Consider the following 22579-nt stretch of genomic DNA (forward strand, 5'->3'; position numbering starts at 1 on the left):
TTGTCGCCCGACGTCACCAGCATGATCACGACGGGATCGGTGCGTGGAAAATGTTCAGCCTTGCAGTTGGAGCAGTCGCGCTTCCAGCCGCCTTCCTTCATTGCGGTGCGGGTTCCGCAATTGGCGCAATAGCCGTGGCGCTGATGCCAGCTGACCATCGATTTCGCCATCGCGATCGCCGACAGTTCGTTGGCCGGCACCACACCCTGCATCGCCATGCCGCGCAGTTCGGACACCGCGACGTCGTCGCGCGTCAGCAGGTTCTCCACCGCCGCGGCCGCGATGCCCATGCCGAACACCGCGGCGCCGTCGCGCAAGCCTAAGAAGATCGTGCCGGGATTGGCGCCGAATTTCAGCGCTTCGTCGATGCCGAGCAACGCGCGCGGACCTTCCGCCTCCTCTTTCACCACCAGCGAGTCGCGATACACCACATAGGCGCGGCTATCGGGGCGGCCCTCCAGCGCCAGCAGTTTCGCATCGTCGCCGCGCAGATGCGCGGCGCGATCGAGGATATCGGTAACGAAGGCCGGCTTTCCCAGGGGAAACTTGTCGAATGCTGTCATGTCCTAACCAAGCCAAATCTTGCGGCGAAGCGCGCTGATGAAATTCTGGACTTCCTCGGTGTCATGGGCGAGCGGCGGCATCACCCCCCAGACCGGGCGCGGCCAGGCCACGTCGCTGGAGCGGCGCGCGATCACGTGCACGTGCAGTTGCGGCACCAGATTGCCGAGCGCTGCGATGTTCAGCTTGTCGCATCGGGTGATTTCCTTCAGCGCGCGCCCGACCCGGCTGATCTCGGTCATCAGCTGCCCCTGCTCGGCCTCGGCGAGGTCGATGATTTCCACCACCTCGGGCCGGCGCGGCACCAGCAGCAGCCACGGATAATGCGCGTCCTTGATGACAAGCACCCGGCACAGCGGCAGGTCGCCGATGTCGATGGTGACTTTTTTGAGCTGGGAGTGCAGCGACCAGGCGGCGGTGTCAGAAGGCATCAATATTCCCTCGTCATGCCCGGCCTTGTGCCGGGCATCCACGTCTTCCTTGGTGTGGCAAGAAAGCTAGACGTGGATGGCCGGGACGAGCCCGGCCATGTCGGCAACTAATGCCTTTCCGCGTTTTTGCACAAGTCCCGCAAACCGCCTGCCGCCCCGCTTGCTTTCCGGCACTTTTGGCCCCAAATAAGGACCGGGAGATTGGCGGTGGACGAGCCACTCGCCAACCGGGTCAGGTCCGGAAGGAAGCAGCCCTAACGAGGTCCGGATCGGGTCGCTCGTCAGTCTCCTACCTGTTTTTTCGAGCGAATCGCGCGGGAGCCGGGCCAACCCCGTCCTGTGCCGGAATTCGCCGTCCACTTCCGCAAGCCGGCTTCGAAAGACAATCAGAGTTGCGGAACGATCGATGACCGACGCTGGCGCGCCCTCAATGCCCCCCAACGATCCGCAAAACCCGACAGAGGCCGCAAAGCCCTATCGCGTGCTGGCGCGCAAATACCGCCCCTCGAGTTTCGAGGATCTGATCGGCCAGGATGCCGTGGTCCGTACCGTCTCCAACGCCTTCGAAACCGGCCGGATCCCGCAAGCCTGGATCCTGACCGGGGTGCGTGGGGTGGGCAAAACCACCACGGCGCGGATTCTGGCGCGGGCGCTGAACTACGAACTGCCTGATGGCTCGGTAAAGGGACCGACCATCCACATGCCGACGCTCGGCGTGCACTGCCAGGCGATCATGGAAAGCCGGCACATGGACGTGCTGGAAATGGACGCCGCCTCCCACACCGGCGTCGACGATGTGCGGCAGATCAACGACAGCGTGCGCTATGCGCCGGCCAGCGCCCGCTACAAGGTCTACATCATCGACGAAGTCCACATGCTCTCGACCGCGGCGTTCAACGCCTTCCTGAAGACGCTGGAAGAGCCGCCGGAGCACGCCAAATTCGTGTTCGCCACCACGGAAATCCGCAAAGTCCCGGTGACGGTACTGTCGCGTTGCCAGCGCTTCGATCTCCGCCGGGTCGAGGCCGATGTGCTGATGACCCATCTCGGCAATATCGCGGCGAAAGAGAACGTCGAGGTCGAGCCGGAGGCGCTCGGCATCATCGCCCGCGCCGCGGAAGGCTCGGTTCGCGACTCGCTGTCGCTGTTCGATCAGGCGATCGCGCATGCGGCAGGCTTGGTGCGCGCCGACGCCGTGCGGCAGATGCTGGGCCTGGCCGACCGCACCCGCGTGATCGATCTGTTCGATTCGCTGGCGCGCGGCGATATCGCCGGCGCCTTCAAGGAGTTTCGCGAGCAGTACGACACCGGCGCCGATCCGATCGTGGTGCTCTCCGATCTCGCCGAATTCGTCAATTTCGTCACCCGCGTCAAGATCGTGCCGGCGACCGCGGACAATGTCGCCTTCGGCGAGACCGAGCGCGTGCGCGCCCGCGATTTTGCGGCAAAACTCTCGATGCGCGTGCTGTCGCGGATGTGGCAGATGCTGCTCAAGGGCATCGCCGAAGTGCAGGCCGCAACAAGGCCTGCGGCGGCGGCGGAAATGGTGCTGGTGCGCATCGCCTATGTCGCCGACATGCCGACGCCGGATGAAGCGATCAGGATGCTCGAGCAGAATGGCGGCGCATCGCCTGTGATCGCCGGTAACGCTGCGCCGCGTACTGCGCCTGCTCCGGTCGCCTCTTCGATGCCGCCTTCGCCCGCGCGCAGCCCCGCCGCGCCACGGGCCAATGCGGAGCCGTCCGCGCGGCCGCAAATGGTCGCACCGACGCCGGAAGCGCAATCCGCGCCTGCGGCGTTGCGGATTGCGAGCTTTCCGGAACTGGTGGCGCTTGCCGGCGAGAAGCGCGATCTCCTGACCAAGGCGGCGCTGGAAGCCGATGTCCGGCTGGTGCGCATCGAGGACGGCCGGCTCGAACTGGCGCTGGAGAAGAGCGCGGCGCGCACCCTGATCAACGATCTCTCACGCAAGCTGGAGCAATGGACCGGGCGGCGCTGGACCGTGATCGTGTCCAACGAGACCGGCCAGCCGACGCTGCGCTCGCAGAACGAAGTCGCGCGGAGCGAGCGCGAGCGCGCCGCCGAATCCGATCCGCGGGTGAAGGAAGTGCTGGCGCGATTTCCGGGCGCCAAGGTGGTCGAGGTGCGAAAACTTGCCCCGGAGCCGCCGGATTCCGATGCTAGCGGTGAAGACCCCACCGACACCATCGACAGCGACGATCTATAGCAGAGGAAGCACGCATGGCTGATTTTCTCGGCATGATGAAGCAGGCGGCGCAGCTGCAGTCGAAGATGCAGGCGATGCAGGAAGAACTCGGCAATGTCGAGGTCGAGGGCGTTTCGGGCGGCGGCCTCGTTGCCGTGCGCATGACCGCGAAGATGGAAGTCAAGGCGGTCAAGATCGATCCCTCGCTGATGAAGGAAGAGGAGCGCGAAGTCCTCGAGGACCTGCTAGTCACCGCGCACAACGATGCGCGGCGCAAGGCAGAAACCGCGATGGCCGAGAAGATGCAGGCGCTGACCGGCGGCCTGGGCTTACCGCCGGGACTGGGCCTCACCTGAGATGGCCACAGCCGTTGCCGGTCCCGAGATCGAACGCCTGATCCAGCTCTTGGCGCGGCTGCCGGGCCTCGGTCCGCGTTCGGCGCGCCGCGCGGCACTGCATTTGATCAAGAAGCGCGAAGCCTTGATGACGCCGCTTTCCTCGGCGCTGCAGGTGGCGATCGACAAGATCCAGGTCTGCAAGACCTGCGGCAATATCGACACCCAAAATCCCTGCACGGTGTGCATCGACCCGCGCCGCGATGGCGCGATCATCGTCGTCGTTGCCGACGTCGCCGATCTCTGGGCGCTGGAGCGCGCGCATGCCACCAACGGGCGCTATCACGTGCTCGGCGCCACGCTGTCGCCGCTCGACGGCGTCGGCCCTCAGGATCTCACCATCGATGCGCTGGTTGCCCGCGCGCATGAGAAGCAGGTCACCGAGATCATCCTCGCCCTCAACGCCACCGTCGACGGCCAGACCACCGCGCACTACATCACCGACCTCTTGCAGGAGGCGAACGTCAAGGTGACGCGGCTCGCCCATGGCGTGCCGGTCGGCGGCGAACTCGATTATCTCGACGAAGGCACGCTGTCGGCCGCGATGCGGCAGCGGACCCTGTTCTAGCAACCCACTCACGGAAATGACGCACATGACGAAACGACGATTCGCCATACGGTCGGCCTTGGCCGCGATCCTCGCGGTGGCCTCGGCCGCGCCGGGGGCCTTGGCCCAGCAGTCCGACCCCGCGCCGAAGGCCGGCAAGCCGATCAATGCCGGCGACGTACTTTCAGGCGAACTCAACGCGCTCCGGGTTCGCAGCGTCAAAAAGGGCAAGCACATCGCAACCTATCAGCTCACCAGTGAACCGCGCCGCTTGCCGCCGCCGAACGGGCTTTGCGGCCTGGAGACCGGGCCGGAAACGTTTCAGATCGTCACCAACAGCGATGCCCAGGCGGCGGAGCTGAAACGTTTCAACGGCAAGGAAGTCTCGCTCAAGGTCGACGAAGTCGCCTGCGCGCAGGACGCCGGCGAAATGAGCGAGGCGATCGTCACCAAATGGAGCGTGGTGACGAAGCCTTGACCTGCTGGCGTCCCGGCCGCAAACAACACCATCCCCACCCGCTCCATCAAGAGACCAGACATCATGGCTGAATATCGCACCGTCAAAGCCGCTTCCCTGACCAGCGTGGTCCGCAGCATCGTCAAGGCCGGCGGCTCGTCCGACCGCGAAGCCGACCTGGTCGCGACCAATCTGGTCGAAGCCAACCTGAAGGGCCATGACTCGCACGGCGTCGGCATGGTGCCGCGCTACATCGACGCGATGAAGGAAGGCGGCCTCAAGATCAACCAGCATGTCGGCGTGGTGGCCGACGGTGGCGTGATGCTGACGCTGGACGGCAAGGTCGGCTATGGCCAGGTGATGGGTTACGAGGCGATGGAGCTGGGCGCCGAGCGCGCCAAAAGCCACGGCGTCTGCGTGGTGGGCCTGTCGAACTCGCACCACATCGGTCGCATCGGCCACTGGGCCGAGCAGTGTATCGGCCATGGCCTGGTCTCGATCCATTTCGTCAACGTGCTGGCGCGGCCGATCGTCGCTCCCTTCGGTGGCCGCGACGCGCGCCACGGCACCAACCCGTTTTGCGTCGGCATCCCGCGGCCGGGAAAAGACCCCATCGTGCTGGATTTCGCCACCAGCAAGATCGCCCAGGGCAAGACCCGGGTGGCCTACAACAAGGGTGAGCCGCTCGCCCCCAACACCATCATCGACAACCACGGCAATCCCTCGACCGATCCGCGTTTCACGGTCGTCGAGCCTTCGGGCGCCATCCTGCCGTTCGGCGAGCACAAGGGCTCGGGGCTCGCCCTGATCTGCGAATTGCTGGGCGGCGCGCTCTCGGGCGGCAAGACCTTGAGCGGCCGGCTGGACGGCAGCCGCAAGGTGATCAACGGCATGTTTTCGATCCTGATCGATCCCGCCAAAATGGGCACCGGCGACAATCTGGCGCGCGAGATGGAAAGTTTTGTGGCCTGGCACATCGCCTCGCCGCCGGCCGAGGGCGTCGACCATGTGAAGATCGCCGGCGAGCCGGAACGCGAATGGAAAAAGCGGCGCCTCGCCGAGGGCATACCGATCGACCCCACCACCTGGCGGGAGATCGTCGCGGCCGGCGCCAAGGTGGGCCTGGATAACGCCGCGATCGAGAAGCTGGCGACGTGACGTCATGTCGTCGCCCGGCTCGACGGGGCGACCCAGTACGCCGTGACGCCTGTTGTTTTTACGAAGCCCTCTGGAGTACTGGATCACCCGCTTGAAGCGGGTGATGACAATTGAGAATGGGTGATGACAGGCGGGGCTTCCAGCTCCGCAAAATGCCCGCGCCGCTGCAACCAGGCCAGCAGGATCAGGCTCGGGATTGCGACCAACACGCAGATCGCGAAGAACAGCGGCCATCCTGTCGCCTTCGCCACATAGCCCGCGCCAGATGACAGATAGGTGCGTCCGACGGCGGCGAGCGCGGTGAGCAGCGCGTATTGGGTGGCGGTGTGCAGCGGGTTCCGGCACAGCGCCGAGAGGTAAGCGACGAAGATCACGGTGCCGATCGCGCTGGTGAAGTTTTCCGTCGTGATCGCAAACGCCAGCGCCCATTCGTTGACGCCCGCCAGCGCCAGCCACGAGAACGACAGATTGGCGACGGCCTGCAGCACGCCGCCGATCCACAGGCTTGCTGCCAGCGAATAGCGCCGCGCGACAAAACCGCCCGCGAAGCCGCCGATCAGCGTCGCGGCCAGCCCCACGCCCTTGACGATCGCTGCATAATCATTGCGGGAAAAGCCGAGGTCGATCACGAACGGCGCGGTCATGGTGCCGGAAAACGCGTCGGTGAACTTGAACAGCACCACGAAGGCCAGCGCTGCCAGCGCATTCCGACGCAGCAGAAATTCGGAGAACGCGCCGCCCGCGGCATGGAGGACGCGCGCCAACGCGCTCTCGGCGCTGACCAAGGCCTCGGCGCGCACCGATTGTTCGGGCTCGGTGGCCGATAGCGCGGTGACGGTGCCGATCAAGACCATCGCGGCCATCGTTACATAGCCCCACGTCCAGGCCGAGGATCGCGCGATGCCGGTCGATTCGTAGGCGCTGACCAGGAACAGCGCGCCGGCGGTCGAGACCAGCATGCCGATGCGATAGGCCGCGACGTAACCGGCCATGCCGGCGGCCTGTTCGCTCTCCGGCAGGCTCTCGACGCGAAAGGCGTCGACCACGATGTCCTGGGTCGAGGACATCGCCGCCACCAGCAGCGCGCCGAGCGCGACGAACAGCGGCGAGCGCGCCGGATCGGTCAGCGCCAATAGCAGGATCGAGACGATCAGAAGCAGTTGCGAAAACACCAACCAGCCGCGGCGGCGGCCGAAGGTCTTGGTGAACAGCGGCACATGCAGCGCATCGGTCAGCGGCGCCCACAAAAATTTTAGCGTGTAGGGCGTGCCGACCAGCGCGAACAGCCCGATGGTGCCGAGATCGACGCCGGATTCGCGCATCCACACCAGCAGCGTCGACCCCGACAGCGCCAGCGGCAGCCCGGAGGAGAATCCCAGCAGCATCACGATCAGCACGCGCGGCTGCAGGTAGACGGCAAGGCTCTCGCGGAAGGTGGCGCGAGGGGCGGCAGGATTTTCGGGGGGCGCGACTTCAGGTGCGTTCATGCAAAGGTGTTAGCAGATTCGAGCGCAACAAATTATGGTTGTCATCAAATCTTCTGATTGTATTCGCCGACCTCGGGATGCGTGCGCAGCACCGAATCCATCGCCTCGAACAGGTCGCGCATGCGCTGTTCCGAGACCGGGCTTTCGACCACCACCACCAGTTCCGGCTTGTTGGAGGACGCCCGCACCAGGCCCCAGCTGCCGTCCTCGACGGTGACGCGCACGCCGTTGACGGTGACGAGGTCGCGGATCGGTTGCCCCGCCACCTTTTCGCCCTTCGTTTGCATCGCCTCGAAATGCTTCACCACGGCATCGACGACGCCGTATTTGGTCTCGTCGGCGCAATGCGGCGACATCGTCGGCGACGACCACGTTTTCGGCAGCGCGTCCTTCAGGTCCGCCATCGACTTGCCGGCCGCGCGATCCAGCATCTCGCAGACCGCGATCGCCGAGACCAGGCCGTCGTCATAGCCGCGGCCGAACGGCTTGTTGAAGAAGAAATGGCCGGATTTCTCGAAGCCTGCCAGCGCGCCCAATTCATTGGTGCGGCGCTTCATGTAGGAATGGCCGGTCTTCCAGTATTGCGTTTTGGCGCCCTGCTTTTGCAGCACCGGGTCGGTGACGAACAGCCCGGTCGATTTGACGTCGACCACGAACTGCGCATTCGCGTGGATGGCCGACATGTCGCGCGCCAGCATCACACCGACCTTGTCGGCAAAAATCTCCTCGCCGATATTGTCGACCACGCCGCAACGGTCGCCGTCGCCGTCGAAACCGAGGCCGACATCGCATTTGTGCGCGAGCACCGCGTCGCGGATGGCGTGCAGCATCTCCATGTCTTCGGGATTGGGATTGTATTTCGGAAAAGTGTGATCGAGTTCGGTGTCGAGCGGCACCACCTCGCAGCCGATCGCTTCCATCACTTGCGGCGCGAACGCGCCCGCGGTGCCGTTGCCGCAGGCGACCACGACCTTCAGCTTGCGCTTCAATTTTGGGCGTTTCGTCAGATCGGCGATATAGCGCGCCGGAAAATTCTCGTGGAATTGATAGGAACCGCCGGCCTTGTTGTGAAAGTCGGCGTTGAGAACGATCTCCTTCAAGCGCGTCATCTCGTCGGGGCCGAAGGTCAGCGGACGGTTGGCGCCCATCTTGACGCCGGTCCAGCCATTGTCGTTGTGCGAGGCCGTCACCATGGCGACGCAGGGTACGTCGAGGTCGAATTGCGCGAAGTACGCCATCGGCGTCATGCACAATCCGATGTCGTGGACCTTGCAGCCCGCGGCCATCAGCCCCGAGATCAGCGCGTATTTGATCGAGGCCGAATAGCCGCGGAAATCGTGCCCGGTGACGATCTCCTGCCTGACGCCGAGTTCTGATATCAGCGCGCCCAGCCCCATGCCCAGCGCCTGAATCCCCATCAGGTTGATTTCCTTGCCGAACAGCCAGCGCGCGTCGTATTCGCGAAACCCGGTCGCCTTCACCATCGGCTCGGATTCATAGGCATAGGTATTTGGAACCAGCACGGATTTCGGCTTTGGAAACATTCAAATGGCCTCGTCTGGAAATGGATCAGGAAAGCACCGCAGCCATAGCGAATGCACGGGCAGAGCGGAAGGCGGGACCGCCGTCTTGTGGCGATTAATTAGGGTGAATGGGCGAAGCGTCGTCCACCACCGATCTTTGCACGGCGGCGCAATACGCTGCGCTATTGCGCCCTACTAGCTGGAGACGGCGCTGAACCATGGATGGGCCTCTCAACGAAAATATCGAAAACAACCCCATGCAAAGTAGCATGGTCGGGCCTTTTGAGCGATCCCGCAAAGACATTTTGACACGTCGGGCAAATCACCGGCATATCTTCATCGTCGCAAGAACTAAGCCCGCGCCGGAAAATTCGCCGCGGGCTTTTTGAATCGGACAATACGTTGTCAGGCCATACACCGCCGAGCGCGCCGAACCTGGCCGCCGCGGCGAACCGAATTGCCTGACAGCCAGGGCCGACCCCGCCGACAGACGGGCGCCCGGTGAGGACGGTGGGCAAGCCGAACCGGAAGCTGTGCTTCCGCGCCATTGCGCAAGCCCTCCTTCAAGCACTTGCCTTCAAACACCCAAACCCAACCGCGCCCTCTCCGCGAGGGCGCAGTCACATCACGGGCCCCTTCGAAGGTGTCCGCAAATAACTGTAGGTGATTCATCATGCCTGATTACTCTCTGGTGCCGGTGGACTATCAGCCGGATTTCGGTGACTACTCGCTCGTTCCCGTTGACTACGATCCGTTCGCCGCGGATGGCGCAGCTCAACAGTCGCAGATTCAACAAGCTCAGGCCCAGCCGCAAGGCCCGCTGCAGCAACAGCCAGCAACGGGAGCCGTTCAACCCGATGCCGGTGCGCCGGCTGCAGGCGGTGGTCCCAGCGGATCGGAAGACGGCGGTATCGGCCCCACTGGAGGTGCCCCCAACCCGACTTTGGATCAAGGCGCAGCCAAAGCTGCTCCCTTTGGCGGCTACTCTCTGGTGCCAGTAGACTATCAGCCGGATTTCGGTGACTACTCGCTCGTTCCCGTTGACTACGATCCGTTCGCCGCCGACGGCCCGATCCAGCAGGCACGGACGCAACCGGCAAGCCAGCCGCAACCGGATGCGGGTTTCAATCAGCCGCCGTCCGCGCCGCCGCTCCCGCCAATTGTGCCGAACGACGGACAGGCGCCCTCCGTTCCGCAACCGCCGGGACAAGATCCACACTCGCAATATCAGGCCTTGCGGCCGATGCTTGGCGACCGCAACGCGATGCTGGCAACCGTGTATCCGGAACTACGCCAAGCCCTGATCGCGCAGGCGCTGGCGGGGCGGCAACAGCCTGGCCAGACGTCCGAGCCCGCACCGACGGGTGGCGTCAGCGGCGTGACTCAACAGGCGCAGACACAGACTCAACCAGCGCAGCCACAGCCGCAAAGCCAGCCGCGACAGCCTGCGACGGGTGCCGGCCACCCCGGCGGATCGGGTGGCGGCGCTGGCGTCGGCAATGCAGGAAGTAATCCAGGCAGCCCGACTTGGGCTCAAGGCTGGTCGATCGAGTCTAGCCCCTTTGGCGGCTACGCCAATCCGACACCAACGCAGCCTTTGACGGATGATCAGCTGGCCCTCATACGTCAGAAAATCGTCGACGCGGCACAGAAACAAATTGGATCAACGGACTGGGATCGCAACATTGCAAAAGGGAATTTCCCCAAAGGCACGAACAAATGCAATTTGTTCGTACATGAAATGCTGACCGGGGCGGGGGCGAGCCCAGGAACGCCCAACGGGTGGAGACACCCGTCTCCTCCGAGTGCCGGACAATGGGCAGATCCATCGTATAAAATTCCCGGATGGCGCGTACTTGGTCCCGACGAATCGCCACAGCCGGGAGATGTAGTGGCGCAGCCGGGATATTATAGCGACGCAACGGGTCATGTCATGATCGTGGGACCGAACGGCACCTTCATGGGCGTCGGGCGTCCCGAACATCCCGAGATTCCATTGGATCCCGAAAAGATTGAAAGCGTTCCCAAAAAAGATATTATAGTAGACCCCCCTGCTAAAGGTCCGCTGCTGTATCGACGTTTTGTTGGGCGATAACATGCGACGCTTCATCCTATATTGTGTGCTGTCTCTCGGCTGCGCTTTTGCGTCTTGTCTGAATGTCGCCAGCGCGGCCTCCAACGGGAGTGAAGCGAGTGCGCCGCTCGATGAAGACAACTATCGGGCCTATGTCGAGAAAATAGCCAAGGCAGCAAGAGACGATGCTGGCTGGCATCCACCTAAGGGGCTCCCGCGCGGCGAATCGTTCAAGGAGCTTGCGGCTGCCGGGGCAGAGAACATCGATTTTTGTATTCGCTATCTAGCGGAACATAGGGAGAGGCAGAGGGCGATCGCTATCTATTCAATGTATAAACTCGATGTCGATGACTACGTCGTGTTCGCGAGAAAGCTGGCGAAGTTGTACCACACCGGCCTATTGAATCAGTTCGAATTGTCCGATGGCATACATTATCGCTATTCTGATGTTGCCATTGAGCAGTACAATAATCCGAAAATTCAGGCGCTTTTCAAGGAAATGGCGGCGCAAGAAGATATCCCTCCTGATATCAAGGCGGATATTAGATATATCCGTTCTGGTGAGGGGTTTGCGGAGAAGAGAATACGTGATTTTGACAGGGAGTGCACGCGCTGGTCGCAGATGCGATCGATCTCGGCGTGCGTTTCGCTGGCGACACAGATATTGAGGGTCTATGCGGTCTCTTGGGCGACATGGTGATCAGGCGGCGTCTTGGTAACGCTGCCGCTTTCGCCTCAACAGGGTCTTATCCCACCGTTTGGCATACCCGCCGCCTTAAACGAAACCTGGCGATAGCGACGGAGTGACATCAACGCCCGGCAGTTGACCCGACTGGCTTGTTGGTAACGACCCCGGTTGAAGGTGATCCAAACCTCCTGAGTGTCAGAGAGTGTAAGGGCTACTGGATAACCGGCACGGCGATGGGGCAGGCGTAACGGCGTGGTATCTCTACCGCTCGCGATGCCGAATACTGGCCGGCATTCCGCCATATACCTGCGTCAGGATCACCAGAAGCTCCAGGCTGTGGAATCATATGAAACTTCTGAAGACGGTATACTCGCGCTTCCCCTTCAGATACTAACCATCACCGACTATGACGGCAATAAGCCGCAGATTCCATTCGTGGACGCGACGAGCTTTAGGGCGGCACGTTGCGAGGTGACTGAAAAGCAAGGGAAGCTGATTTGAGGTTATTGCGTCTCAATGCACTTTAGTAATATTCACCAGTATCGGAGAATTCATATTGGACCTTTTTTGTTTTGTAGAGAAAGCAATTCTTGAGTTTAGCGCTCGAAAGATCAAATAGCGCCATATTGAACCCCTCTTCACCAAACGGACTTTTGTAGACCAACCCATCAAATCCTTCCGATCTGAAAAGATCGGCGAGCGTTTGAGTAGGGGCGTAGTCAGCCACGTGATCAGATTTTGTGACAGGGTCAGCAAAGGCTTCATCGATTGCAGCCCACACCGCCTCAGTAGCTTCTTCTGGCGACGGCTCTTCCCAATAAATCGTCAGGCCGACTTTGTGATGTTTAGAACAGTTGATAACATTCATGACACGTGTAGTTTCAAAGGTAGCTACGGAAATGAGTGAACCGATCCATGGCCGCATTTCGGACATTGCCGTTTTTTTCGTGGTCGCCACGTAAAGACAGGGAATGCCTTTTGCGTTTGCGCGACCTTCTAATGCACGATCTTCCCACGGCGTCATTCTCTTTCGATCGGCAGGATACGGCAAAGAATCGTCAATCTGCTCTTCGCGCCGCCATGCATGATCAAGCTGTGCTCGCCAGAAAATCCTGCCTTGAGGGATGGTGACAGCACGGGATTTGCTGGTCTCCGCAGCGGCGCGCAGAAATCGTTCTGACTTCTCAGAACGTATGAACCGGCGTTGCTTCGAACACTCGTATTGGAAATGCGAATACTCACGCCAAGACTCAAAATGCCTCATTGCGACGCCTCGAGGGCTACTCGCTCGTTCCCGTTGACTACGATCCGTTCGCCGAAGATGGCCCGATCCAGCAGGCACGGACGCAACCGGCAAGCCAGCCGCAACCGGATGCGGGTTTCGATCAGCCGCCGTCCGCTCCGCAAACGCCGCCGTCCGCGCCGCCGCTCCCGCCAATCGTGCCGAACGGCGGACAGGCGCCCTCCGTTCCGCAACCGCCGGGACAAGATCCACACTCGCAATATCAGGCCTTGCGGCCGATGCTCGGCGACCGCAACGCGATGCTGGCGACGGTGTATCCGGAACTACGCCAAGCCCTGATCGCGCAGGCGCTGGCGGGGCGGCAACAGTCTGGCCAGACGTCCGAGCCCGCACCGACGGGTGGCGTCAGCGGCGTGACTCAACAGGCGCAGTTTCAACAGCCGCAGACACCGACTCAACCGTCGCAGCCACAGCCGCAAACCCAGCCGCAACAGCCTGCGACGGGAGCCGGCCAGCCCGATGCCGGTGCGCCGGCTGCAGGCGGTGTTCTATCTCCCTTGACTGAAAACGGTAGGGTTGACAGCTATGTTTATAAAAAACTCTCCACGGGCACTCCACCAACCGGCCCTCAGGTTAGTACTGCCAACGGTAGTCACACGATCACTGGCGCCAAACGCCCGAATTTCGGTGGGGTTTATGGACATACGCTGACGCTCTCAGAACCCGGTAGCAATGATTTGGGAACAATCACCGCTGCCGACCCGACTGGTTTGTTGGTAGCGACCCCGGATGAAAGTGATCCAAACTTCCTGAGGGTCAGAGAGTACAAGGGCTACTAGCCCGTGCACTCATAGGCCCGGCGGGGCAACTCTACGGAGGCCACGTCCGCCCGCTCTATTACGGACCGGAGCTATGCGGTAGCGGGCTATGTCGCGAAGGGACACGGAATTCGCCTACCTTTAGTCGTATTCCAGCGGTCTATCGGCGCGAACTCTAAAATTTAAGGCTGCACGGACTGTCTCCTGGGAGATGATCTCCATGGCTAACCGTCTCTTCAAGGTTGTGGGTCTGGCTGCACTGGTTGTCTTTCCTGCATATAGCCAGAATCTATCTGAACTGGACCGCGCAGTAGCCATCACAACCTACCTCCAGTTCGTCACCGAGGATGATGTTGACCAGCGCACCAAGCTCGATTTGCTGCTTGCGCAAGAACAGGTCAGCAGGGAAGGAGTGATCCGTCAGTTGGCTATAGACGTGGACAGGATTGCCAAGGCCGAGGGAGCGGGTTTGCTATCGGATGCCTTGGTCGACAAAGCCTTCGCCGACATGTGCTCGCGATTAGGTGTCGTGCCGGTAGATTTGATGAAATCCCTGGACGAGAAGGGTATCCGGCTCGACACTCTGAGAAAACGCCTTAAGGCTGATGTTGCTCGGGAACGCTTGGCGCAAATGCCAAGGCGTTACGAAGATCGACTCGATTACCCTCTCATTCCCAAACAGTGAACAAGCAGCGTCCTAAATTGCCTCGATGCTCCTTAGGGCCGAACAACACGTTCATAGGCGTCGGGCAACCCGAATATGAGCATGCTCCCGAAAAGATTGAAAGCATTCCAAAAAAGACAATATAGCAAGGCTTCCTGCTAAAGGTCCGCTGCTGTATCGACGTTTTGTTGGGCGATAACATGCGACGCTTCATGGTACATGTTGTGCTGTAGCTCGGCTGCGTTTTTGCGGCTTGTCTGAATGTCGCCAACGCGTCCACGCTCGTCATTTGCGATTTGGTGCACCCGGCGATGCTGGTAGAGATCGAAATTGTAGCTACGAAGAACTAGCTAGGCCCTGTACTCATAACCCGGCGGCGCAGCTCTACGAAGGCTGCGTCCGTCCGCCCTGTTATCGACCAAGGCTATGCGGCAGCGGGCTATGTCGCGAAGGGACACGGAATTCGCCTACATTCAGTCTTGCCGCAATGGTCTATCGGCGCGAACTTCGGAATTTAAGGGTGCACGGACTGGCTTCGCCCAGGAGATCGCGAATTTTCCACGAACGTTCAAGGCGGTCAGAGCATGTAGGTGGATTGGCAAACCAAGGGGCCTTACTGCTCCAGCACCAGCTGGCCATTGGCGTATTCGAAACGCTTCAGCTTCGACAGGAACGACAGGCCGAGCAGGTTTTCCGACAACGCTTCGTCCGGCAGCACCATGGCGTCGACGTCGCGCACGATGAGCCCGCCGACATCGATCATGGCAAGTCGCGTGCGCGCCGCCCTGATGGTGCCGTTGGCGGTGGTGACGGAGGCCTTGTAGTCGCCGGGGGTCGGACGCAGTCCGAACCGCGCCGCCGAGCTTTCGTTCAGCGCGATCACGGACGCGCCGGTGTCGACCATGAAGCCGATGCGCTGGCCGTCGATGCGGCCTTCGGTGAGGAAATGGCCGCGAGGATCGCGCGGGATCGAGAGAGTGCGACCGCCGGCCTGGCCGACGGTCTCGGACGAATCGGCTGGTCGCACGGCGGCATGAGCCAGCGCAGGCGTCGCCCCCGACATCCTGTCGGCCATCTGCGCCATCACGGTGCCGAGAAACACCATGAGCGCGGCAAAGATCATCAGGTTACGCATCACGCCACACTCGATGAGACCGGCAATACACCACGTCGGCCGTCAAACCGCGACCGATCGCGGACCTCGGAGGCTGCCATTTTGACGAAAAGGATGAGCGAAGGGTTAACGGGGGGCGAGGTCGTCATACGCGGGCTTGACCCGCGTATCCATCTTCTTCGCAAGAACGTTGTCTTAAGGAATGGATTGCCGGGTCAAGCCCGGCAATGACGATATTTGGGAACTCACGTTCCTCGCGGTTTCACGCGCCGCGTCGGCATGGCGCTGGCGGGATCCTCCGGCCAGGGATGCCGCGGATAGCGCCCGCGCAGATCGGAGCGCACCGCCGCATAGCTGCCGCGCCAAAAGCCCGGCAGGTCACGCGTCACCTGCACCGGGCGATGCGCCGGCGACAACAGCTCCAGCACCAGCGGGATTTTGCCTTTCGCAATTGACGGATGGGTGTTGAGCCCGAACAGTTCCTGCAAGCGGACGGCAATCGTCGGCCCCTGCTCGGCCTCGTAGTCGATGGCGAGTTGCGTGCCGGTCGGCGCCTCGAAATGGGTCGGCGCCTCGCGCTCCAGCCGCGCGCGCAATTCCCAGGGCAACAGCTTCATCAGCGCGTCCGACAGATCGCCGGCGGAAAGCTCCTTCAGCGAGATCTTGTCGTCAAGCGCCGGCACCAGCCAGGCCTCGCGCTGGGCTGCGAGCGCGTCGTCGGACAGATCAGGCCAAGAATGCTGTAAACCCTCTCCCTCGGCCTTGCGCAAAAACATCACGCGGTCGCGCCACTGCTTTGCCGGTTTCGACCACGGCAACGTATCGAGGCCGGCGGCGATCAGGCCATCGGCGAGCACAAGCGCGGTCTCCGCCGAGGGTTTCAGCGCCAGTGGCGCTTCCGACAGCGTGATCGCGTGCAGCGTCTTCCTGCGCCGCGCCCGCACGGCAAGCGCGCTTCGATCGAAGGTGATCTCGTCGGTGATTTCGATCTGATCGGCGAAATGAGACTCGATCTCGGCTTGCGTGATCGGCGCCGCCAGCAGGATGCGCCCTTGCGCGGCGGTGCCCGTGAGTTCGGCGACCGCGATATAGGGCGCGCGCGCCAGCGCGGAAGTCTGCTCGATGGCGGCGCCGCGCCCGTTGGCGAGCACAAAACTGCCATTGCCGCGATTGCGCGCGACGCGGTCGGGAAAGGCGAACGCCAGCATCACGCCGGTGGAGGGCGACACATCCTCGCCGGCCGCGCCTTCGGCGGCGGCCACTTGCGCGGCCCAGCGGCGGGCCAAATCTCGCGCGCTGCTGGCGCGCTGCGAGCGGTCGCGGCGGAATTGATCCAGCCTCGCATCGAGATCGACATTGTCGCCGCCGAGCCCGCGCTCGGTGAGCACGGCGGCAATGTCGGCGGCCGCGTGCCCCGCGCCGAGCCGATGCGAATCCACGATCATCCGCGCCAGCCGCGGCGGCAACGCCAGCGCGCGCAGGCTCCTGCCCTCGGCGGTGATCCGGCCGTCGCCGTCGAGCGCGGCTAGCTCGCGCAACAGGCTCCGCGCCTCCTTCAGCGCCGGCGCCGGAGGCGGATCAAGGAAGGCCAATGTGGCGGGATCGCTGACACCCCATTGCGCGAGGTCAAGGACGAGTGACGAAAGGTCGGCGCTGAGGATTTCCGGCTGCGTGTAGGCCGCAAACGACGCGGTCTGCGGCTCGTCCCACAGCCGGTAGCAGACGCCGGGCTCGGTGCGCCCCGCACGGCCGCGCCGCTGGTCGACCGCGGCGCGCGAGGCGCGCACGGTTTCCAGCCGCGTCAGCCCGATGTCGGGCTCGTAGCGCGGCACCCGCGCCATGCCGGAATCGACCACGATGCGGACGCCTTCGATGGTCAGCGAGGTCTCCGCGATCGAGGTCGCCAGCACCACCTTGCGGCTGCCCTTTGGCGCAGGCGCGATGGCGCGGTCCTGCACGGCGGCATCGAGCGCGCCGAACAGCGGCACAATTTCGATCGCCGCATCGTGGATACGCTCGGCGAGAAGATTCTGGGTGCGGCGGATTTCGGCAGCCCCCGGCAGAAACGCCAGCACCGAGCCGGGATCTCCGCGCAGGGCGGAAGCGATCGCATCCGCCATCTGACGCTCCAGCGGCGCATCGGCTTTTCTGCCGAGATAGCGGGTTTCGACCGGAAAGGCGCGGCCCTCACTGGCGATAACGGGCGCCTCCCCGAGCAGGCTTGCCACCCGCGCGCCGTCGAGCGTCGCCGACATCACGAGAATGCGGAGGTCCTCGCGCAACCCGGTCTGCGCGTCGCGCGCCAGCGCCAGGCCGAGATCGGCATCGAGCGAGCGCTCGTGAAACTCGTCGAACAGCACGGCAGCGACGCCATCCAATTCCGGATCGTCGAGGATCTGACGCGAAAAGACGCCTTCGGTGACGACCTCGATCCGGGTGGCGCGCGATATTTTCGAACCGAACCGGACGCGGTAGCCCACCGTCTCGCCCGCGCGCTCGCCGAGCGTCTTGGCCATGCGCTCGGCGCTGGCGCGGGCCGCGATCCGCCGCGGCTCCAGCACGATGATCTTTTTGCCCCGCGCCCAGGGTTCATCCAGCAATGCCAGCGGCACCCGCGTGGTCTTGCCGGCGCCGGGCGGCGCCACCAGCACCGCGGCGTTATGGCCGTCGAGCGTGCGCGTGAGTTCGTCGAGCACGGCGTCGATCGGGAGGGGCGTGTCGAAGGAGCGGGGCAAGTTTCACCGATTCGTCATGCCCGGGCTTGTCCCGGGCATCCACGTCTTGCTTTGCCGAGCTACCGTAAAGACGTGGATGGCCGGGACAAGCCCGGCCATGACGGAAATTGCAATGGCGCGCAAGGGAAGAAAGTACGTTAGTTCCGCGGTTCAGCCGCCCGTCCTACGCCTTCATAGATGAACCCGTGCGCCGCCATGTCCTCGGATCGGTAGATGTTGCGCAAATCGACCACGACCGGATGAGTCATTTCGCGCTTCAGCCGCTCCAGATCGAGCGTCCGGTACTGCACCCATTCGGTCACCACCACCATCGCGTCGGCGCCGCGCGCGCAGGCGTAGGCGTCTTCGCAATATTCGATGTCGGGCAGTTCGCGGCGCGCCGCTTCCATGCCCACGGGATCGTGCGCGCGCACTTTCGCGCCCATGTCGAGCAGGCCGGTCACCAGCGGGATCGACGGCGCCTCGCGCATGTCGTCGGTGTCGGGCTTGAAGGTGAGGCCCAGCACGGCCACCGTCTTGCCGCGCAGGCTGCCGCCGACGGCGACGGCGACCTTGCGCGCCATCGCGCGCTTGCGGTTGTCGTTGACCGCGAGCACGGCTTCGACGATGCGTAAGTGCACGTCGTGATCGAGCGCGATCTTGACCAGCGCGCGGGTGTCCTTTGGAAAACACGAGCCGCCGAAGCCCGGACCCGCATGCAGGAATTTCGAGCCGATGCGGTTGTCGAGCCCAATGCCACGCGCCACTTCCTGCACGTCGGCGCCGACCTTTTCGGAAAGGTCGGCGATTTCGTTGATGAAGGTGATCTTGGTGGCGAGGAAGGCGTTGGCGGCGTATTTGATCAGTTCAGCGGTGCGCCGTGCGGTGAACATCAAGGGCGCCTGGTTGAGCGACAGCGGCCGGTAGATATCGCCGAGCACTTTTTGCGCCCGCTCGTCGGAGGTGCCGACCACGATGCGGTCGGGAAACTTGAAATCCCGGATCGCGGCGCCCTCGCGCAGAAATTCCGGATTGGAGGCGATCACCGCATCGGCGGAAGGGTTGGTTTCGCGAACGATCCGCTCGACCTCATCGCCAGTGCCGACCGGCACGGTCGATTTGGTGACCACCACGGTGAAGCCCGAAAGCGCGCTGGCGATCTCGCGGGCAGCGGCATGAACGTAGCTCAGATCGGCATGGCCGTCGCCGCGACGCGACGGGGTGCCGACCGCGATGAAGACCGCATCGGCCTCGGCCACGGGAGGCTTCAGGTCGGTGGTGAAATCCAGCCGGCCGGCCTTGACGTTGGAAGCCACCAGCGCATCGAGCCCGGGCTCGAAAATCGGGATTTCACCGCGGCGCAGGCTTGCGATCTTGTCGGCATCCTTGTCCACGCAGGTGACCTGGTGGCCGAAATCGGCAAAACAGGCGCCCGACACCAGCCCCACATAACCCGTGCCGATCATGGCTATTCGCATGAAACAACCTGCCCCCGATGGTTAATGCCGATCCGATTTCGGGGCGGTCTTAAAGCATTTGCGGCGGCGGGGAAACCCGAGGTTTCCCCAAAAAAGCGGCATGTCATTTGTATGAATAAAGAAGATCGAAACCTGCCGGTCCGATGATGCGGCCACGCCGCGTCGAAAAGGAACACCGATGACCACAAACGGCACATTTGCCGTCGCCGGGCTCACCAAGCCAGCGGCGCCCGGACGCGTCGACTGGGTGGACTACGCCAAGGGCATCTGCATCGTCATGGTGGTCATGATGCATTCGGTGCTGGGGGTGGAACTGGCCGCCGGCGGAACCGGCTTCATGCATGTCCTGGTCGCGTTCGCAAAGCCGTTCCGGATGCCGGACTTCTTTCTGATTTCAGGCCTGTTTCTGTCTGTCGTGATCGACCGCGACTGGCGCACCTACCTCGACCGCAAGGTGGTGCATTTCGCCTATTTCTACGTGCTGTGGGTGACGATCCAGTTCGGCTTCAAGGCGCCGGCCTTCGCCGCCGAGGGCGGCTGGGCCCATGCCGGATTCCTGTACATCGAATCCTTCTACGAGCCGTTCGGCACGCTGTGGTTCATCTACCTGCTGCCGATCTTCTTCGTGGTCACCAAGGCGACCCGCAACTGGCCGCCGCTCCTGATCTGGAGCGCGCTGGCGCTACTGGAGAGCGCGCATGTCGCGACCGGCTGGACCGTGATCGACGAGTTCTGCGCGCGCTTTGTCTATTTCTATTCCGGCTATTGGTTCGCCCAATCGGTGTTCGCGTTGTCCGACCGCGCCCGGGCGCGGCCAGTGCTCGCGGTCGGTGGACTGGTGCTGTGGGCGCTGGTCGATGGCGGCCTGGTCTATGCCGGGTACAGCGAATGGCCGGGGATTTCGCTTGCGCTCGGGCTTTCCGGCGCCTGTGCGATCGTGATATCAGGCACATTGCTGGCGCGGGCGCACTGGCTCGAATTCCTGCGCTTCTGCGGCGAGCATTCCATCGTCATCTATCTCGCCTTCTTCCTGCCGATGGCGGCGACGCGGACGCTATTGCTGCACACTGGGCTGATTCACGACATCGGCACGATCTCGCTCGTCGTCACGGTCGTCGGCGTCGTCGGCGCGCTGGCGATCTGGCGGCTGGCGCTCAAGGCCGGCGCGAATTTCCTGTTCGAGCGCCCCGACGCGTTCTGGATCGCACCGAAAAAGGCCGGTCGCGTTTTGCAGGCGGCAAAGTAGTTCTCCCTGCCTCGTCGTCCCCGCGCACGCGGGGACCCATAACCACAGGCCTTTGTGGTTATGTCGGCTATCGCTCCAGATGCACAAACAATCCGCCTGTGGTTATGGGGTCCCGGCGCGCGCTTGGCTTGGCCAGGACGACAGTTGACTGTTGAAGCCGTCAAAAATCCCGTCTCACAGGCTGTCAATCGCCGCAAAAATCCCTAGATTTCCGCCATGCCGAAAACATCCCCGCAAGCCTCCCCGAAACCGGTTGCCGTCAAAGCCCTCAAGAAGGGCGATCACGTCTTTCTGGTCGACGGTTCCGGCTATATTTTCCGCGCCTACCACGCGCTGCCGCCCTTGAACCGCAAGTCGGACGGGCTGCAGGTCAATGCCGTGCTTGGCTTCTGCAACATGCTTTGGAAGCTGTTGCGCGACATGCCGCCGGACAACCGTCCAACCCATCTCGCCATCGTGTTTGACAAGTCGGAAATCACCTTCCGCAACAAGCTTTATCCGGACTACAAGGCGCACCGGCCGCCGGCACCCGACGATCTGATCCCGCAATTTCCGCTGATCCGCGAGGCGGTGCGCGCCTTCGACCTGCCCTGCCTCGAACAAGGCGGCTTCGAGGCCGACGACCTGATCGCGACTTACGCCCGCGAAGCCGGCGAACTGGGCGCGACCACGACCATCGTGTCGTCGGACAAGGACCTGATGCAGCTCGTCACCGACAGGGTGACGATGTACGACACCATGAAGGACCGCCGCATCGGCATCCCCGAGGTGATCGAGAAATTCGGCGTGCCGCCGGCAAAGGTGGTCGAGGTGCAGGCGCTGGCCGGCGATTCCACCGACAACGTGCCCGGCGTGCCGGGCATCGGCATCAAGACCGCGGCGCAACTGATTGTCGAATACGGCGATCTGGAGACGCTGCTGTTGCGCGCCGGCGAAATCAAACAGCCGAAGCGGCGCGAGGCCTTGATCGAGAATGCCGAGAAGGCGCGGATTTCGCGGCAACTCGTGCTGCTCGACGACAAGGTCAAGCTCGATGTGCCGCTCGACGAACTCGCGGTGCACGAGCCCGACGCCCGCAAGCTGATCGCGTTCCTCAAAGCGATGGAATTTTCCACCCTGACCCGCCGCGTCGCGGACTATTCGCAGATCGATCCGTCGGATGTGGAAGCGGATGCGGGAAACAAAAGCGGCGCGAGCGTCTTTGCACCGCTGCCGCTGGCCGAGAAGGTCGACGAATCCGGCAACGTCCCGCGGCAGGGCGCGGCGAGCGGAGACCTCTTTGCCGATCAAAGCCCCACAGCCTCCCCCGCAAGCGGGAGAGGGAGCACACCACCGGGCAAGCCAGGTGACCGTCAGGACAGAACTGCGAGCCTGAAGGGCACGCCCGTCTCGCTCGCGACCGCGCGCGAGCAGGCGATTCGAAAAATTCCGTTCGACCGCAAGGCGTATCAGACCATCCGCAGCCTCGATCAGCTCAACGCCTGGCTGGCGCGGGTGCACGATGTCGGCCACTTCGCCGTCGAGGCGATGTCCGACTCGATCGATCCGATGCAGGCGGAAATATCGGGCATCGCACTGGCGCTCGCGCCCAACGACGCCTGTTATGTGCCGCTCGGCCACAAGCAGTCCGGCGGCGGCGCCGGGCTGTTCGATGCCGGTCTCGCGCCGGACCAGATCAAGCCAGCCGACGCGCTGGCAGCATTGAAGCCGCTGCTGGAATCGGCCGGCATCCTCAAGATCGGCTTCAACATCAAGTTCAACGCCGTGATGCTGGC

The 22579-nt window shown here is 62.9% G+C and carries 19 protein-coding genes and 1 other RNA gene; 12 read left to right on the forward strand and 8 right to left on the reverse strand.

Annotation, left to right across the window (positions count from 1 at the left end; genetic code table 11):
• Both VK804_RS01495 and VK804_RS01500 read right to left on the reverse strand, forming a co-directional pair.
• Positions 1-563 (reverse strand): NAD(+) diphosphatase (locus VK804_RS01495; protein ID WP_325367056.1); only part of this gene is annotated, 563 nt, incomplete at its 3' end.
• Between the two features lie 3 nt (positions 564-566).
• Complete coding sequence (locus VK804_RS01500; protein ID WP_325367058.1) at positions 567-992, reverse strand: HIT domain-containing protein; 426 nt, start codon at positions 990-992, stop codon at positions 567-569.
• A 196-nt stretch (positions 993-1188) separates the two neighbouring features.
• Between VK804_RS01500 and ffs the strand changes: the two genes are divergently transcribed.
• The 6 genes from ffs to VK804_RS01530 all read left to right on the forward strand — a co-directional run bounded on the left by ffs (position 1189) and on the right by VK804_RS01530 (position 5755).
• An RNA gene (ffs, locus tag VK804_RS01505) (signal recognition particle sRNA small type) lies at positions 1189-1285 on the forward strand.
• A 113-nt stretch (positions 1286-1398) separates the two neighbouring features.
• Positions 1399-3219 (forward strand): DNA polymerase III subunit gamma/tau, encoded by a 1821-nt coding sequence (locus VK804_RS01510; protein WP_325367060.1) that lies wholly within the window; start codon positions 1399-1401, stop codon positions 3217-3219.
• A 14-nt stretch (positions 3220-3233) separates the two neighbouring features.
• Positions 3234-3554: a YbaB/EbfC family nucleoid-associated protein gene (locus tag VK804_RS01515; protein ID WP_325367062.1), complete on the forward strand. Its 321-nt coding sequence runs from the start codon at positions 3234-3236 to the stop codon at positions 3552-3554.
• 1 nt (position 3555) lies between these two features.
• The gene (recR, locus tag VK804_RS01520) at positions 3556-4161 is read left to right on the forward strand and encodes a recombination mediator RecR (protein ID WP_325367064.1); all 606 of its coding nucleotides are present in this window, start codon (positions 3556-3558) and stop codon (positions 4159-4161) included.
• A gap of 25 nt (positions 4162-4186) precedes the next feature.
• Positions 4187-4618, forward strand: a complete 432-nt coding sequence (locus VK804_RS01525) for a hypothetical protein (RefSeq protein ID WP_325367066.1) — start codon at positions 4187-4189, stop codon at positions 4616-4618.
• Between the two features lie 63 nt (positions 4619-4681).
• On the forward strand, positions 4682-5755 hold the full coding sequence (locus tag VK804_RS01530) for a malate/lactate/ureidoglycolate dehydrogenase (RefSeq protein ID WP_325367068.1): 1074 nt from the start codon (positions 4682-4684) through the stop codon (positions 5753-5755).
• Positions 5756-5838: 83 nt separating this feature from the next.
• Here VK804_RS01530 and VK804_RS01535 read toward each other — a convergent pair whose 3' ends face one another.
• Both VK804_RS01535 and VK804_RS01540 read right to left on the reverse strand, forming a co-directional pair.
• Positions 5839-7242, reverse strand: coding sequence for an AmpG family muropeptide MFS transporter (locus VK804_RS01535; RefSeq protein WP_325367070.1), 1404 nt, complete (start codon positions 7240-7242; stop codon positions 5839-5841).
• 44 nt (positions 7243-7286) lie between these two features.
• Positions 7287-8786 carry a phosphomannomutase/phosphoglucomutase gene (locus VK804_RS01540; RefSeq protein ID WP_325367085.1) on the reverse strand — a complete coding sequence of 500 codons (1500 nt, stop codon included), beginning with the start codon at positions 8784-8786 and terminating at the stop codon, positions 7287-7289.
• Positions 8787-9438: 652 nt separating this feature from the next.
• Here VK804_RS01540 and VK804_RS01545 point away from each other — a divergent pair.
• Both VK804_RS01545 and VK804_RS01550 read left to right on the forward strand, forming a co-directional pair.
• Complete coding sequence (locus tag VK804_RS01545; protein ID WP_325367086.1) at positions 9439-10860, forward strand: hypothetical protein; 1422 nt, start codon at positions 9439-9441, stop codon at positions 10858-10860.
• Between the two features lies 1 nt (position 10861).
• On the forward strand, positions 10862-11539 hold the full coding sequence (locus VK804_RS01550) for a hypothetical protein (protein WP_325367087.1): 678 nt from the start codon (positions 10862-10864) through the stop codon (positions 11537-11539).
• A 511-nt stretch (positions 11540-12050) separates the two neighbouring features.
• Here the strand turns inward: VK804_RS01550 and VK804_RS01555 are convergent.
• The gene (locus tag VK804_RS01555) at positions 12051-12791 is read right to left on the reverse strand and encodes an RES family NAD+ phosphorylase (protein ID WP_325367088.1); all 741 of its coding nucleotides are present in this window, start codon (positions 12789-12791) and stop codon (positions 12051-12053) included.
• Here VK804_RS01555 and VK804_RS01560 point away from each other — a divergent pair.
• Entirely contained in the window at positions 12791-13609 is an 819-nt protein-coding gene (locus tag VK804_RS01560; RefSeq protein ID WP_325367089.1) for a hypothetical protein, read from the forward strand. The two genes, VK804_RS01555 and VK804_RS01560, sit on opposite strands and share 1 nt — an antisense overlap.
• A gap of 199 nt (positions 13610-13808) precedes the next feature.
• Positions 13809-14273, forward strand: coding sequence for a hypothetical protein (locus tag VK804_RS01565; RefSeq protein ID WP_325367090.1), 465 nt, complete (start codon positions 13809-13811; stop codon positions 14271-14273).
• Between the two features lie 592 nt (positions 14274-14865).
• Here the strand turns inward: VK804_RS01565 and VK804_RS01570 are convergent.
• The 3 genes from VK804_RS01570 to VK804_RS01580 form a co-directional block, all read right to left on the reverse strand.
• Positions 14866-15387: a TIGR02281 family clan AA aspartic protease gene (locus VK804_RS01570; RefSeq protein ID WP_325367103.1), complete on the reverse strand. Its 522-nt coding sequence runs from the start codon at positions 15385-15387 to the stop codon at positions 14866-14868.
• Between the two features lie 224 nt (positions 15388-15611).
• The gene (gene hrpB / locus VK804_RS01575) at positions 15612-18101 is read right to left on the reverse strand and encodes an ATP-dependent helicase HrpB (protein WP_325367092.1); all 2490 of its coding nucleotides are present in this window, start codon (positions 18099-18101) and stop codon (positions 15612-15614) included.
• Positions 18102-18238: 137 nt separating this feature from the next.
• Complete coding sequence (locus VK804_RS01580; RefSeq protein WP_325367094.1) at positions 18239-19558, reverse strand: UDP-glucose/GDP-mannose dehydrogenase family protein; 1320 nt, start codon at positions 19556-19558, stop codon at positions 18239-18241.
• A 178-nt stretch (positions 19559-19736) separates the two neighbouring features.
• Between VK804_RS01580 and VK804_RS01585 the strand changes: the two genes are divergently transcribed.
• Positions 19737-20804 carry an acyltransferase family protein gene (locus tag VK804_RS01585; RefSeq protein ID WP_325367098.1) on the forward strand — a complete coding sequence of 356 codons (1068 nt, stop codon included), beginning with the start codon at positions 19737-19739 and terminating at the stop codon, positions 20802-20804.
• Positions 20805-21020: 216 nt separating this feature from the next.
• Positions 21021-22579, forward strand: a 1559-nt coding sequence (locus VK804_RS01590) for a 5'-3' exonuclease H3TH domain-containing protein (RefSeq protein ID WP_325367100.1), incomplete at its 3' end; no start/stop codon positions are given.

The sequence above is a fragment of the Bradyrhizobium sp. genome (assembly GCF_035484855.1).
GTDB lineage: Bacteria > Pseudomonadota > Alphaproteobacteria > Rhizobiales > Xanthobacteraceae > Bradyrhizobium.

Bases quoted from the DNA above. Each gene is read 5' to 3' on its own strand.
- VK804_RS01500 (WP_325367058.1), bottom strand. From the start codon at position 992: ATGCCTTCTGACACCGCCGCCTGGTCGCTGCACTCCCAGCTCAAAAAA.
- VK804_RS01510 (WP_325367060.1), top strand. From the start codon at position 1,399: ATGACCGACGCTGGCGCGCCCTCAATGCCCCCCAACGATCCGCAAAAC.
- VK804_RS01515 (WP_325367062.1), top strand. From the start codon at position 3,234: ATGGCTGATTTTCTCGGCATGATGAAGCAGGCGGCGCAGCTGCAGTCG.
- recR (WP_325367064.1), top strand. From the start codon at position 3,556: ATGGCCACAGCCGTTGCCGGTCCCGAGATCGAACGCCTGATCCAGCTC.
- VK804_RS01525 (WP_325367066.1), top strand. From the start codon at position 4,187: ATGACGAAACGACGATTCGCCATACGGTCGGCCTTGGCCGCGATCCTC.
- VK804_RS01530 (WP_325367068.1), top strand. From the start codon at position 4,682: ATGGCTGAATATCGCACCGTCAAAGCCGCTTCCCTGACCAGCGTGGTC.
- VK804_RS01535 (WP_325367070.1), bottom strand. From the start codon at position 7,242: ATGAACGCACCTGAAGTCGCGCCCCCCGAAAATCCTGCCGCCCCTCGC.
- VK804_RS01540 (WP_325367085.1), bottom strand. From the start codon at position 8,786: ATGTTTCCAAAGCCGAAATCCGTGCTGGTTCCAAATACCTATGCCTAT.
- VK804_RS01545 (WP_325367086.1), top strand. From the start codon at position 9,439: ATGCCTGATTACTCTCTGGTGCCGGTGGACTATCAGCCGGATTTCGGT.
- VK804_RS01550 (WP_325367087.1), top strand. From the start codon at position 10,862: ATGCGACGCTTCATCCTATATTGTGTGCTGTCTCTCGGCTGCGCTTTT.
- VK804_RS01555 (WP_325367088.1), bottom strand. From the start codon at position 12,791: ATGAGGCATTTTGAGTCTTGGCGTGAGTATTCGCATTTCCAATACGAG.
- VK804_RS01565 (WP_325367090.1), top strand. From the start codon at position 13,809: ATGGCTAACCGTCTCTTCAAGGTTGTGGGTCTGGCTGCACTGGTTGTC.
- VK804_RS01570 (WP_325367103.1), bottom strand. From the start codon at position 15,387: ATGCGTAACCTGATGATCTTTGCCGCGCTCATGGTGTTTCTCGGCACC.
- VK804_RS01580 (WP_325367094.1), bottom strand. From the start codon at position 19,558: ATGCGAATAGCCATGATCGGCACGGGTTATGTGGGGCTGGTGTCGGGC.
- VK804_RS01585 (WP_325367098.1), top strand. From the start codon at position 19,737: ATGACCACAAACGGCACATTTGCCGTCGCCGGGCTCACCAAGCCAGCG.